The organism is Ralstonia sp. 24A2 (genome assembly GCF_051783885.1).
GTDB lineage: Bacteria > Pseudomonadota > Gammaproteobacteria > Burkholderiales > Burkholderiaceae > Ralstonia.
Window position 1 is genome coordinate 1198138 of sequence record NZ_JBPVZD010000002.1, and the last position, 12388, is coordinate 1210525.

Below are 12388 nucleotides of genomic sequence, written 5' to 3' on the forward strand. Positions count from 1 at the left end.
TGGCATGCCGCATTGGATCGGCCTGTCCTGGAGAACCGATGCTCGCCAGCAGTTACAACCCCCTTCTTGTTCTTCTTTCCCTCTTCGTGGCCATCCTGGCGTCGTATACGGCGCTGGACATGGCGGGCCGGGTTGTTACCGCGCAGGGCCGTGCCGCGTTCTGGTGGCTCATCGGTGGTGCATCGGCCATGGGGCTGGGCATCTGGTCGATGCACTTTGTCGGCATGCTGGCCTTCAGCCTGCCGATTCCGCTCGGCTATGACGTATCAATCACACTTGGCTCGCTCGCCATTGCCATTGCTTCGTCGGCATTTGCACTGTGGCTGGTGAGCCGGCGCGAACTGCCGTGGCCGCGACTGGTTGGTGGTGCGCTGTTAATGGGATCGGGCGTGGCCGGCATGCACTACGCGGGCATGGCTGCGCTGCGCATGACGCCGGGCATCCAGTACGACCCTGCGATCTTCGCGTTGTCGGTGGGGGTGGCGGTGCTGGCATCGGGCGTGGCGCTGTGGATTGCCTTCCGCCTGCGGCGACAGTCGCAGCGTGTGCGTGCGCTGCGCGCCGGATCGGCGGTGGTGATGGGCGTGGCGATTGTCGGCATGCACTACACAGGCATGGCGGCGGCCGCGTTTCCGTTCGGCAGCGTGTGCGGCGCGGCGCATACCGGTGCGAGCGCGGAATGGCTGGCGCTGGTCATCATCATCGTCACGCTGGCGGTGCTGGCGATTGCGCTGATCATCTCCGTGCTCGACTTGCGCATGGAGGCGCGCACCGCCGTGCTGGCGCATTCCCTTGCCGAAGCCAATCAGGAACTGGCCTACCTGGCACTGCACGACAACCTGACCAAACTCTCCAATCGCCTGCTGCTGGAAGACCGCCTGAACCAGGCGATCCGCTCGGCAGACCGCGAGAAGCGCCACTTCGCGCTGATGTTCATGGACCTGGACGGCTTCAAGGCCATCAATGACGTCTACGGCCACCATGTGGGCGACCTGCTGCTGATTGACGTGGCGCAGCGCATCGTCGCGCGCGTGCGCCAGCAGGACACCGTGGCACGTGTCGGTGGCGACGAATTCGTCGTGCTCGCTTACGTAGATGATCCGCAAGACGCCGGTACGCTGGCCGATGCGCTGCTGGAGGTGGTGCGCGAGCCGTTCATCGCGGGCGGGCACGAGCTGCGCGTGTCGACCAGCATCGGCATCTCCATGTACCCGGGTGACGGCGGCAATCAACACGACCTGCTCACCAATGCCGACGCGGCTATGTACCACGCCAAGGGCCTGGGCCGCAACGCCTACTGTTTCTTCGAGCCGTCGATGAACGCCAACGTGCACAAGCAACTGCAGCTTGTGCAGGACCTGCGCCTGGCGATCGAACGGAATGAACTCGTGCTGCACTACCAGCCGAAATTCCATGCACCCAATGGCCCGATCCTGGGCGTAGAGGCACTGGTGCGCTGGCAGCATCCGGTGCGTGGGCTGGTCTCGGCGGATGAATTCATCCCGCTGGCCGAGAAGACTGGCCTGATCGTGCCGCTCGGTGCCTGGGTGCTGAACGAAGCCTGCCGCCAGATGGCGCAATGGCACAGCGAGGGACACACCACGTGGAGCGTCGCCGTGAATCTCTCCGCGCTGCAGTTTGCCCACGCGGCACTCATCGATACGGTACGTGATGCGCTGGCCCGCCACACGCTCGACCCGCATTGCCTGATGCTGGAGATTACCGAGTCGACCGCCATGCGCGATGCCGATGCCAGCCTGCACATCCTGCAGCAGCTCGACGCGATGGGCGTGCGCATCTCCATCGACGATTTCGGTACCGGGTATTCGAGTCTGCTGTACCTCAAGCGCTTGCCGGCCAGCGAGCTGAAGATCGACCGCGGTTTTGTGCGCGACTTGGCGCACGACACGGAGGACGCGGCCATCGTGTCGGCCATCGTGGCGCTGGGTCAGACGCTGAACCTGCGCATCGTTGCCGAGGGTGTGGAGACGGCCGAGCAGCAGGCGTTCCTCACGCGGCTCGGGTGCGATTCTTTGCAGGGCTATCTGCTGGGCCGCCCGATGACGGCCGAATCGCTGAGCGCCACGACGTTGCCGTTGCCTTAATCAGGCTGGCTGCGACCCCAGTTCGGCGTCCAGCGCGGCCAGTTGCGCCGGGGTGCCGACGTTTTCCCAGCGGCCGTCGAAACGCTCGCCGGTGGCGCGGCCCTCGGCGATGGCCTGGTGATAGAGCGGCGTCATCGCCATGCGCGTGCCGGGTGCGATGCCGGCAAACAGGCGTGTGTCGTACAGGCCGATGTTGCCGAACGTGAGACGTTGCGCACCATCGGCGTGGAGGGTACCGTCATCCGTCAGGGCAAAGTCGCCACGCAGATGGTAGGGCGGGTTGGGCACCATCACGAGGTGCATGCCCGGCGCGGGCTGCGCAGCCATGGCGGGCGCGCACTCGCGCAGCACGGTGTAGTCGTAATCGCAGAACACATCGCCGCTGATGGCGATGAACACGCTGTGGCCGTCGCCGGCATGCAGCAGCGGCATGGCCTGGGCGACTCCGCCGGCTGTCTCCAGCGCTTCGCCCTCTGGCGAGTAGGCAAGGCGTACGCCCCAGGCGCTGCCGTCGCCGAGCGCGGCTTCAATCTGCGTGCCCAGCCAAGCATGGTTGATGACGATATCGCGCACACCGGCTGCGGCCAAGCGTTCGATCTGCCAGACGATCAGCGGTTTGCCGCCCACCTTCAGCAGGGGTTTGGGCGTGTGGTCGGTCAGCGGGCGCATGCGGTCACCGCGGCCCGCTGCAAAAATCATGGCGCGCGTCGTGGAACTCAAGCCATCACCTTCATGAGAATCAGCAATACAGCCATGCCACCGACGATGGTCCACATCGCGCTCCTGGTGACACGCGCAATGACGATGGCGACGATGCCGGCGATCAGGCGCGGGTTGTCCGCCGACACGGCCAGCGCGCCGTCGCGCATCAGCAGATCGGGCGCGATCAACGCGGTCAGCATGGCCGCCGGCACATAGGGCAGGGCGCTGCGGAACCACATCGGCAGGTTCATGCGTCCTTCCAGCGCGATGAACGACAGGCGGATGAGGTAAGTGGCCGCGCCGGAAATCAGCAGCACGCCGAAGAGGATGAGCGCTTTCATACCGCCGCCTCCGTCTTCGGCCGGTTCAGCAACCGCTCGGCAATCGCACCGATGGCAATGCCGACGCACGCCGCACTCATCAACCCCAGCTTGTGCGGCCAGCCCGTCCATGCCACCGCCAGCGCAGCACCGGTGAGTGCCGCGGCCAGTTGCGCACGCGTGCGCAGCGACGGCACCACGATGGCGATGAACGTGAGCGGCAGGAAGAAATCGAGCGGCCAGGTGGTCGGCACCTGCGCACCCAGCACCACGCCGACGATGGTCGACGTTTGCCAGCTCGTCCACAGCGCCACACCGGCGCCAAGGAAGTACCAGTGGCGGTAGGTGGTCTCTTCCGTGCCCGCATTTGCGTTGGAACGGGCGTTGACGACGCGGCGGTTCATCGCGGCGAAGGCCTCGTCCGTCAGCAGATACGCGATCAGCCATTTCCAGCGGCGCGGCAGATGCGCCAGCGCGGGGGCAATGCTGGCCGAATACAGTGCGTGGCGCAGGTTCACCATCGACACCGTCGCCGCAATGACCAGCGCGGGCGCGCCGCCGGCCCACAACTGCACCAGGATCATCTGCGAGGCGCCACCGAATACGATGGCGCTCATCGCCACTGCCAGCCACGCGGGCATGCCGGCAGACGTGGCCAGCACGCCGTAGATCAGGCCGAACGGCACCACGCCCAGCAGCATGGGCGCAAGCGCCAGGACGCCAGCGCGGAATTCGGCAGCACGTGAGGATGCCATGGGGATCAGAACGTGTAGCCGATCTGCTGGGCGCGATCTTCGAGCTGATCGAGCAGGCGGGCCAGCGGCGCTAGCGCGTTGTAGCGGCTGCACACGCGGCGCAGGTAGGCGATGAAGCGCGGGGTATCTTCCACGTAGCCGGTCTTGCCGTCGCGGTAGCGCAGGCGCGCGAAGATGCCGGCCACCTTCAGGTGACGCTGCGCGCCCATCCATTCGAGCGCGCGGTAGAACTCGCCGAAGTCTTCATCCACCGGCAGCTTGGCGGCGCGGGCGGCTTCCCAGTAACGCACGGCCCAGTCGAGTTCCTGCTCTTCGTCCCACGACAGGAAGGCGTCGCGCAGCAGCGAGGCCGCGTCGTACGTGATCGGGCCATAGACGGCGTCCTGGAAGTCCAGCACGCCCGGTTGCGACGGGTCGGCCGCGTTGATCATCAGGTTGCGCGGCATGTAATCACGATGCACGTACACCTTCGGCTGAGCCAGGGCGCTGTCGACCAGCAGCTTGAACACCTTGTCGAGCGATTCGCGCTGGGTGGCGTCAAGCGGGCGCTGCAGGTGGCGGTCGATGTACCAGTCGGGAAACAGCGACAGCTCGCGGCGCAGCAGGGCTTCGTCGTACGGCGGCAGTTCGCCTTCGCGCGAGGCCGATTGCCAGCGCACCAGTGTGTGGATGGCCGGGCGGAATAGCGTGTTGGCGTAGGCGAGGTCGAAATCGCGCTCGCGCAGCGATTGCAGGTACGTTTGCGGGCCCAGGTCGGTCAGCAGCAGAAAGCCCTGCGCGAGGTCCTGCTCCAGCACCTGCGGCGCGTGCACGCCGGCACCGTTCAGCAGGCCGGCCACGTGGACGAACGGGCGGCAGTCTTCCTGCGGCGGCGGGGCGTCCATGAGGATGAGCGTGCTGGATTGGCCGCCAGCGGCACCGTCAACGCGGAAGTAACGACGGAAGCTGGCATCGGCCGAGGCGGGTCGCAGCGTGTCGACGCGCAGTTCATGGCTGGCGGGCAAAGTGCTGAGCCAGTCGCGCAGTTGATCAAGACGCGCGTCGGTTGCGCCGGTGGCGGCGCCAGGGGTCGAAGCCATGCTGAGGGAACGCTGGAATGGGGCAGGAAAGAAGCCCCGTATAATACCCGACCGAGTTTCGCCGCGAGCGAGTGCTGGCCCCGTCTGGCCCGCCCGGCGCGGCAAAACACCGACCGATGATGTGCCTGCGCGCCCGGCGCCCATTTGCCCGGCGCGTGCCCAGTTTCCGACTTGCATGACCGAACCGAACCGAGCCAGGAAGACCCGGCAGCGCACTGCTGTTGCCAAGCCCGACGAGCGCGGCGCCGACAGGGCTGAACGCGGGGCCACAAGCAGGCGCAGCACGCTAGCATTGCGGCCGCTGGTGTTCGCGGTGGCCGGGGTCTGGGCAGCGACGTCCGCCGCGCAGAGCCAGGACGCCACGCAATCGGCACCTGCGGCGGCATCGTCTGAGTCTTCCGTGACGGCGCTGGCCACCTCCGGCCCGGCAACGCCCGGTGGCAGCCCGCTCGTACCCAGGATGGCCGAGCCCGTCCAGCGCCAGGACAACACCGTCCCCACATTTACCGCGGCCGACAAGATGGACGGTCGCACCAATGAGGACGTGCATCTGCGCGGCCACGGCGAATTGCGCCGCAACGGCACGGTGGTGAAGGGCGACACGCTCGACTACAACCAGGACACCGACGTTGCCACCGCCACTGGCAACGTGCGGCTGTTCAAGGGCGGCACGCTGGTCACCGGCCCGGATGCCAAGCTCAAGGTCACCGCCAGCGAAGGCACCATGAGCACGCCGGCTTATGAGTTCCATTCGACTGGCGGCCGCGGCACGGCAGACCGTATCGACTTCATCGACAAAGACAACAGCCGCATCACGCGCGGCACGTACACCACGTGCTCGCCGGACAACGTCGACTGGTACTTCAGCGCGAGCCGCATCGATATCGACAGCGACCGCCAGGTCGGTACCGGCCGTAATGGCGTGCTGCACTTCTTCGGCGTGCCCGTGTTTGCAGCACCCGTGATGGATTTCCCGCTCAATGACGATCGGCGCAGCGGCTTCCTCGCGCCGGTGTTCGGCTACAACAGTCGCAGCGGTGCCGATATCACGACGCCGTACTACTTCAACATCGCGCCTAACCGCGATCTGACGCTATATCCGCGCCTGCTGAGCCAGCGCGGTTTGCAGCTCGGCGCGGAGTATCGCTATCTCGATTCGTCGTACGCCGGCGTCCTGCGTGGCGAATTCCTGCCAGATGACCGCGAGGCCGGGCGCAACCGTTGGTCGATCGCCCTGCAACACACCCAGCGCCTGGCTCCTGGGCTCAGCGCCTATATCAACTACAACAAGGTCTCCGATAACACTTATCCGGATGACCTTGGGCGCAGTATCGTCACGGCAACGCAGCGGCAGTACATCCAGGAAGGTGGCGTTACCTATTCGATTGGCGACTGGCTGGCTGTGGCCCGCGTGCAGAAGTTCCAGACGCTGTCGACGGCCACCACGCCGCTGTCGCCGCCGTACGAGCGCGTGCCGGAGTTGAGCTTGACATACAACCGCTATGACTTTGGCGGGTTCGATGTCAATTTCCTGACCAACTACACGCGGTTCTCGATTCCGACAGCGGACACTGTGCAGGGCGAACGCCTGTTCATGCAGCCGACGATCAGCTATCCGATCGTCCGCCCGGGCTGGTATGTCACGCCCAAGTTCATCCTGAACGCCACGTCATACCGCCTGGACCGCCCGGCAGGCGACACGCAGCAGTCGCAGATCAACCGCACGCTGCCAACGTTCTCACTCGATTCCGGCATGACGTTCGAGCGTGATGCGAAGCTGGTCTCCAAGCTGTTCGGCGTGAGCTATATCCAGACGCTGGAGCCGCGCCTGTTCTACGTGTACACACCGTACCGCGATCAGTCGCAGATCCCGTTGTTTGACACGGGTCAGTCGGACTACAACCTCGGTCAGATCTTCACCGAGAATCCGTACACCGGCTATGACCGCATTGCGGACAACAACAAGCTGACGGCAGGTGTGACCACGCGCTTTATCGAAGCCGAGTCGGGCATAGAGCGCTTGCGTGCCACAATCGCGCAGCGTCTTGACCTCGATGGGCAGCGCGTGACGTTGGCGGGCGCTGCCCCTACCGCGGTGCGCCGTTACTCGGACTTGCTGGGCGCGACCACGATCCAGATGTTCCGCGGCATCTTTTTCGATACGAACCTTCAGTACAATCAGGACATCGACCGCGTCATGCGTTCGACCGTAGCGTTCAGCTGGAAGCCGGAGGCCAACAAGGTGATCAACCTCGGCTACCGCTACTATCGCGCCGATACCAACACGGGTCAGTTGCCGCTGGAGCAGGCCGATATCTCGACACAGTGGCCGATCACGCGGCGTCTGTATGGCCTGGGCCGCATCGGTTACGACCTGGATGCGCGCAAGCCATCGGATATGCTGCTCGGCCTCGAATACGTGGCCGATTGCTGGGTTGGCCGCCTGGCCGTGCAGCGTTACAGCAACGCGGTCTCGGGCTATACGACGCACATCTTTGCCCAGATCGAGTTCAAGGGCCTGTCGAAGGTGGGGAACAATCCGATCGACGTGATTCGTCTGAACGTGCCCGGCTATCAGCCGGTGACCGCGCAGCCGGTTACGCCGTCCGTGCTGGATCAATATGAATAACGACATGATGGCTTTCCAATCGAACGCTGACCGCTTTGCCACGCGCATGGCACCTGCCCGCCGCGTGGGCGCAATGACCCGGGCGCTGATTGCACTGACCGTGGGTGCAGCGCTGGTACCTGCTGTCCATGCACAGCAGCCGAAGCAGAAGAGTGCGCCGCTGAAGGGCATCTTCTCCAAGCCCGATTCATCACCCAGCCAGCCGTTGTTGCAAGGTACGTTGCCCGGGCCGACCGTTGCCGGCACGCCGCGCAGCCAACTCGTCGACGAAGTGGTGGCCGTGGTCAACACCGATGTCATCACGCGTCGCGAGCTGCTCAATCGGGCTGATCTGGTGGAGCGTACGTTCCGCGCGCAGAATCGTCCGCTGCCTCCGCGGGCCGATCTGCTCGGCGAGGTGCTCGAGCAACTGATTCTGGAGCGCGTCCAGGCGCAGACCGCCAAGGAAAGCGGTATCCGCGTCTCCGATGCCGACGTGGACCGTGCCGTGGAAAGCGTGGCCCAGCGCAACAACCTGTCGGTGCCGCAGCTCAAGAGCAAGCTGACGGAGTCGGGCATGGCGTACGACAAGTACCGCGATGACCTCCGCCAGGAGATCCTGCTGGCCCGCCTGCGCGAGCGTGAGGTGGATTCCAAGGTGCAGGTCTACGATGGTGAGATCGACAACTATCTTGCGCAGCAGGGCGGCGGTGCCGCCGCGGCTGGCGAGCAGGAATACAACGTCGCGCAGATTCTCGTGCCGGTGGCGGAAGACGCCACGGCTGAGCAGAAGGCTGCCGCGCGCAGCAAGGCGGAAAGCCTGCTCAAGCAAGCGCAGGGCGGTGCCGACTTTGCCAAGCTGGCGCGTGAGAATTCCGGTGCGCAGGATGCAGCCCAGGGCGGCGAACTGGGCCTGCGCCCGATCGGTCGCCTGCCGGCGGTGTTCGCCAACGCGGTGGTCGACATGAAGGCTGGCCAAGTGGCGGGTCAAGTGATCGACAGCCCGGCGGGTTACCACGTGATCAAGCTGCTTGAGAAGCGTGCGCCGACCACTGCCATTGCCACCAAGGTGCAGCAGACGCAGGTGCGTCACATCCTGATCAAGACCGGTGCAACCATGTCGGCCGATGACGCTCGCCGCCAACTGGCCGGCTTGCGTGACCGTATCGTCCACGGCTATGACTTTGCCGATGCGGCGCGCCGTTACTCGCAGGACGGTTCGGCCAGCGCCGGTGGCGAACTGGGCTGGGTATCGCCGGGTCAGCTTGTGCCGGAGTTCGAACAGGCGATGAACCTGCTCAAGCCGGGTGAGGTGTCGCAGCCGGTGCAGAGCCAGTTTGGCGTACACCTGATCCAGGTGGAAGGCCGCCGCGAAGCCGAAGTGCCGGTGGACCGCCAGCGTGACTATGCGCGTTCGGTGATCCGCGAGCAGAAGGTCCAGGCGGCCTATGAGGATTGGCTGCGCGAACTGCGCGATGGCGCACACGTGGAATACCGCGTGAACCGCCAACAACAGTAAGCCTGCTACGCTTGCGGGTATCCGCATCGCACACGGCCGCCTGTGGGCGGCCGTGGCATTTCTAGAACGACTTCGACACTGCTTCTGACAAGCGCCGCATGCTGAACATTGCCATCACCACCGGCGAGCCCGCCGGCATCGGCCCCGACATCACCGTGGCAGCGCTGCTGCATCTGGCGCGACAGGGCGCGTCGCGCTACGCCGACGTGCAGTGGCACGTGATCGGCGACGCGGCCTTGCTGCAGGCGCGCGCCAATGCCATCGGCCAGGGGGATTTCTGGCGCGTGGCATCCACGGCACTGACCATTGTGGAGCGGCCGCTTGGCGAGCCAGTGCGCGCGGGTGTGCTCGACGCAGCCAATGGGCGCTATGTGCTCGACCTGCTCGACGCTGCCATCGACGGTTGCCTGCGCGGCACGGCCGACGGCGTACGCTATGACGCGATGGTCACGGCGCCGGTGCAGAAGAGCACCATCAACGATGCTGGTGTGCCCTTCACCGGCCATACCGAGTACCTGGCCGAACGCAGCGACACGCCGCGCGTGGTGATGATGCTGGCCGGTCCGCAGCCCGCGCACAACAACGCCATGCTGCGCGTGGCCCTGGCGACCACGCATCTGCCGCTGCGCGAGGTGCCGGATGCCATCACGCCCGCCGTGCTCGATGAGACGTTGGACATCGTGCAGCGTGACCTGCGCACCCGCTTCGGACTGAGCGCACCGCGCATTCTCGTGACGGGGCTGAACCCGCATGCCGGCGAGTCCGGTCACCTCGGCCGCGAGGAAATCGAGGTCATCGAGCCCGCCATTGCCCGTGCGCTGGAGCGGGGCATCAACGCCCGTGGCCCGTATCCGGCCGATACGCTGTTTCAGCCACGCCTGCTGGCCGATGCCGACTGCGTGCTGGCGATGTACCACGACCAGGGTCTGGCGCCGCTCAAGTACGGCACCTTCGGCCATGGCGTGAACATCACGCTGGGCTTGCCGTTCGTGCGGACGTCGGTTGACCACGGCACCGCGCTGACGCTAGCCGGCACGGGCCGCGCCGAGTTCGGCAGCCTGCTCGAGGCGATCGACACCGCCATCGCCATGGCCCGGCATGCTTCTCGGGCAATACGTTCCTGATTTCTGCTTTCACCTTTTCGATTTCGAGTTTCACGATGGCACGATCCACGACCGGCGTTCACCAGGGGCACCAGGCCCGCAAGCGCTTCGGCCAGAACTTCCTGGTCGATGACGGCGTGATCCACGCCATTGTTGCGGCCATTGATCCGAAGCCTGACGACGTGCTCGTCGAAATCGGCCCCGGCCTGGGCGCGCTCACCGTGCCGCTCATGGAGCGTGTACGTACGTTGCAGGTGGTCGAGCTGGACCGTGACCTCGTGGCGCGCCTGCAGCGGCGTTTTGGTGATCGGCTGATCGTGCATGCGGGCGATGCGCTGGCCTTCGACTTCGGCTCGCTGCACGAGGCAGACCGGCCGCTGCGCATTGTCGGCAACCTGCCGTACAACATCTCCAGCCCGCTGCTGTTTCACCTGGCCACGTTTGCCGACCGCGTGCGCGATCAGCACTTCATGCTGCAGAAAGAGGTGGTTGACCGCATGGTGGCCGAGCCAGGCAGCAAGGCGTTCAGCCGGTTGTCGGTGATGCTGCAGGTGCGGTACTACATGGAACAGGTGCTGGAGGTGCCGCCGGGCTCGTTCAACCCGCCGCCGAAGGTGGATTCCGCCGTGGTGCGGATGATTCCGTGGCCGGCGGACAAGTCGCCCTATGCCCCGGTGGACATGCGCGCGCTTGGCACGGTAGTGACGATGGCATTTTCGCAGCGGCGCAAGGTGTTGCGTAACACGCTGGGGGCACTGCGCGATGTGATCGATTTCGACGCGCTGGGCTTTGACCTGGGCCGGCGCGCCGAAGAGGTGCCGGTAGCGGACTTCGTGGCGGTGGCGAACGCGCTGCCGGCAAACCGCATCGCCGGCAGCATGTCAGACCTTAGCGAAGATTGACGAGCAGGATGCCCGAGAGCACCAGTGCGGCGGCCAGCGCAAAGCGCAGGCCGACCGGCTCGTGCAGCAGCAGTACACCAAAGGCCACGCCAAACAGCGGCGTCAGGAACGAGAACACCGACAGCCGCGACGCCAGGTAGCGGCGCAGCAGCCAGAACCACGTCAGGTAGCTGGCAAACGCAATCAGTACGGACTGATAGGCGAGGCTGGCCAGCGCGGTTGGTGTCAGGTTGGCCGTGAAGGCCTGACCGGTGCCCGCGGCCATCACCATCAGCAGCACGGCGGAGACGGCCAACTGATACAGCAGCGTCTTCGCGGCCGGTGCGTTCGATAGCTTGCTCGCACGCACGACGATGGTCGTCGCGCCCCACAGCGCACCAGCCACCACGCCAAGCGCATCGCCCAACGACGTGGACGGACCCGCCGCCGGGTGGAGGATGCCGTCGGCAAATGCCAGCACGATCCCCGCAAATGCAATGCCGATGCCGATCCACTGGCGTGAGCGCAGGTGCTCGCCCGCCACGAAGAAGTGCAGCCCGAGTGCGGTGAAGATTGGCGCGGTGTAGAGGAACACCGCCATGCGTGAGGCCGTGGTGTAGCCCAGGCCGATGAAGATGCACAGGAACTCGACGCCGAACAGGATGCCCGCCATCAGGCCGCCGGGCAGCGTGCCGTCGCGCACCGACAGGCACGTGCCGCGCCACAGCGCAAATGCCAGCACCAGCACCGACGCAATCGTCGAACGTACGCCGGCCTGCATGACCGGGCCGACGTCATGCGCCGCCACCTTGATGGCGACCTGTTGAAAGCCCCAGCACATGCACAGCACCACCATCAGGCCGATGGCAGTGCCGTCCAGCGGGCGGCGGACCGTGTCAGTGGCGGTTGCCATCGGGCATCGAGCGTGCCTGGATCAGCTCGATCTTGTAGCCGTCCGGATCTTCCACAAACGCGATGACGGTCGTGCCGCCCTTGACCGGGCCGGCCTCGCGCGTGACCTTGCCGCCCGCATTGCGGATCTGGTCGCAGGCCTGGGCGGCGTTGTCGACTTCGATAGCGAGATGGCCGAAGGCGGAGCCGAGGTCGTATTCGCTCACGCCGTAGTTGTAGGTCAGCTCGATGACGGTGTTGCCGGCCTCGGGGCCGTAGCCGACAAAGGCCAGCGAGTACTTGTACTCCGGGTTGTCGCTGGTGCGCAGCAATTGCATGCCGAGCACCTTGGTGTAGAAGTCGATCGAGCGCTGCATGTCGCCGACGCGCAGCATGGTGTGGAGCATTCGCATGGTGGGCCTTCC

General features: G+C 65.5%; 11 protein-coding genes. 5 read left to right on the top strand and 6 right to left on the bottom strand.

Going from position 1 to position 12388, the window contains the following annotated elements; genetic code table 11:
• Positions 1-38 precede the first annotated feature (38 nt).
• Positions 39-2105 (top strand): putative bifunctional diguanylate cyclase/phosphodiesterase, encoded by a 2067-nt coding sequence (locus ACS13N_RS10515; RefSeq protein WP_438931610.1) that lies wholly within the window; start codon positions 39-41, stop codon positions 2103-2105.
• Here ACS13N_RS10515 and murU read toward each other — a convergent pair whose 3' ends face one another.
• From murU to ACS13N_RS10535, 4 genes are read right to left on the bottom strand one after another with little or no spacing between them, the layout of a single operon-like run.
• Positions 2106-2804 carry an N-acetylmuramate alpha-1-phosphate uridylyltransferase MurU gene (gene murU / locus ACS13N_RS10520; RefSeq protein WP_438931611.1) on the bottom strand — a complete coding sequence of 233 codons (699 nt, stop codon included), beginning with the start codon at positions 2802-2804 and terminating at the stop codon, positions 2106-2108.
• 17 nt (positions 2805-2821) lie between these two features.
• Positions 2822-3148, bottom strand: a complete 327-nt coding sequence (locus ACS13N_RS10525; RefSeq protein ID WP_438931612.1) for an AzlD domain-containing protein — start codon at positions 3146-3148, stop codon at positions 2822-2824.
• A complete protein-coding gene (locus tag ACS13N_RS10530) occupies positions 3145-3882 on the bottom strand; it encodes an AzlC family ABC transporter permease (RefSeq protein WP_438931613.1) in 738 nt (245 codons plus the stop codon). The genes ACS13N_RS10525 and ACS13N_RS10530 overlap by 4 nt, the downstream gene beginning before the upstream one ends.
• Before the next feature lie 5 nt (positions 3883-3887).
• Complete coding sequence (locus ACS13N_RS10535) at positions 3888-4961, bottom strand: aminoglycoside phosphotransferase family protein (RefSeq protein WP_438931614.1); 1074 nt, start codon at positions 4959-4961, stop codon at positions 3888-3890.
• 175 nt (positions 4962-5136) lie between these two features.
• On the opposite strand from ACS13N_RS10535, the gene ACS13N_RS10540 reads away from it, so the two are divergent.
• From ACS13N_RS10540 to rsmA, 4 genes are all read left to right on the top strand, one after another.
• Complete coding sequence (locus ACS13N_RS10540; protein ID WP_438931615.1) at positions 5137-7590, top strand: LPS-assembly protein LptD; 2454 nt, start codon at positions 5137-5139, stop codon at positions 7588-7590.
• A gap of 7 nt (positions 7591-7597) precedes the next feature.
• Positions 7598-9088 carry a peptidylprolyl isomerase gene (locus ACS13N_RS10545; RefSeq protein WP_438932826.1) on the top strand — a complete coding sequence of 497 codons (1491 nt, stop codon included), beginning with the start codon at positions 7598-7600 and terminating at the stop codon, positions 9086-9088.
• Positions 9089-9186: 98 nt separating this feature from the next.
• The gene (gene pdxA, locus ACS13N_RS10550; protein ID WP_438931616.1) at positions 9187-10212 is read left to right on the top strand and encodes a 4-hydroxythreonine-4-phosphate dehydrogenase PdxA; all 1026 of its coding nucleotides are present in this window, start codon (positions 9187-9189) and stop codon (positions 10210-10212) included.
• A gap of 35 nt (positions 10213-10247) precedes the next feature.
• Positions 10248-11093, top strand: a complete 846-nt coding sequence (gene rsmA, locus ACS13N_RS10555) for a 16S rRNA (adenine(1518)-N(6)/adenine(1519)-N(6))-dimethyltransferase RsmA (RefSeq protein WP_438931617.1) — start codon at positions 10248-10250, stop codon at positions 11091-11093.
• Here rsmA and ACS13N_RS10560 read toward each other — a convergent pair.
• Positions 11080-11985 (bottom strand): DMT family transporter, encoded by a 906-nt coding sequence (locus tag ACS13N_RS10560; RefSeq protein ID WP_438931618.1) that lies wholly within the window; start codon positions 11983-11985, stop codon positions 11080-11082. The genes rsmA and ACS13N_RS10560 overlap by 14 nt on opposite strands.
• Complete coding sequence (gloA, locus tag ACS13N_RS10565) at positions 11969-12376, bottom strand: lactoylglutathione lyase (protein ID WP_031329860.1); 408 nt, start codon at positions 12374-12376, stop codon at positions 11969-11971. Before gloA ends, ACS13N_RS10560 begins: the two co-directional genes overlap by 17 nt.
• Positions 12377-12388 lie beyond the last annotated feature (12 nt).

Coding starts and splice junctions, on each gene's coding strand:
- ACS13N_RS10530 (WP_438931613.1), bottom strand. CDS start 3,882: ATGGCATCCTCACGTGCTGCCGAATTCCGCGCTGGCGTCCTGGCGCTT.
- ACS13N_RS10515 (WP_438931610.1), top strand. CDS start 39: ATGCTCGCCAGCAGTTACAACCCCCTTCTTGTTCTTCTTTCCCTCTTC.
- ACS13N_RS10525 (WP_438931612.1), bottom strand. CDS start 3,148: ATGAAAGCGCTCATCCTCTTCGGCGTGCTGCTGATTTCCGGCGCGGCC.
- rsmA (WP_438931617.1), top strand. CDS start 10,248: ATGGCACGATCCACGACCGGCGTTCACCAGGGGCACCAGGCCCGCAAG.
- ACS13N_RS10540 (WP_438931615.1), top strand. CDS start 5,137: ATGACCGAACCGAACCGAGCCAGGAAGACCCGGCAGCGCACTGCTGTT.
- murU (WP_438931611.1), bottom strand. CDS start 2,804: ATGATTTTTGCAGCGGGCCGCGGTGACCGCATGCGCCCGCTGACCGAC.
- ACS13N_RS10560 (WP_438931618.1), bottom strand. CDS start 11,985: ATGGCAACCGCCACTGACACGGTCCGCCGCCCGCTGGACGGCACTGCC.
- ACS13N_RS10535 (WP_438931614.1), bottom strand. CDS start 4,961: ATGGCTTCGACCCCTGGCGCCGCCACCGGCGCAACCGACGCGCGTCTT.
- gloA (WP_031329860.1), bottom strand. CDS start 12,376: ATGCGAATGCTCCACACCATGCTGCGCGTCGGCGACATGCAGCGCTCG.
- pdxA (WP_438931616.1), top strand. CDS start 9,187: ATGCTGAACATTGCCATCACCACCGGCGAGCCCGCCGGCATCGGCCCC.
- ACS13N_RS10545 (WP_438932826.1), top strand. CDS start 7,598: ATGGCTTTCCAATCGAACGCTGACCGCTTTGCCACGCGCATGGCACCT.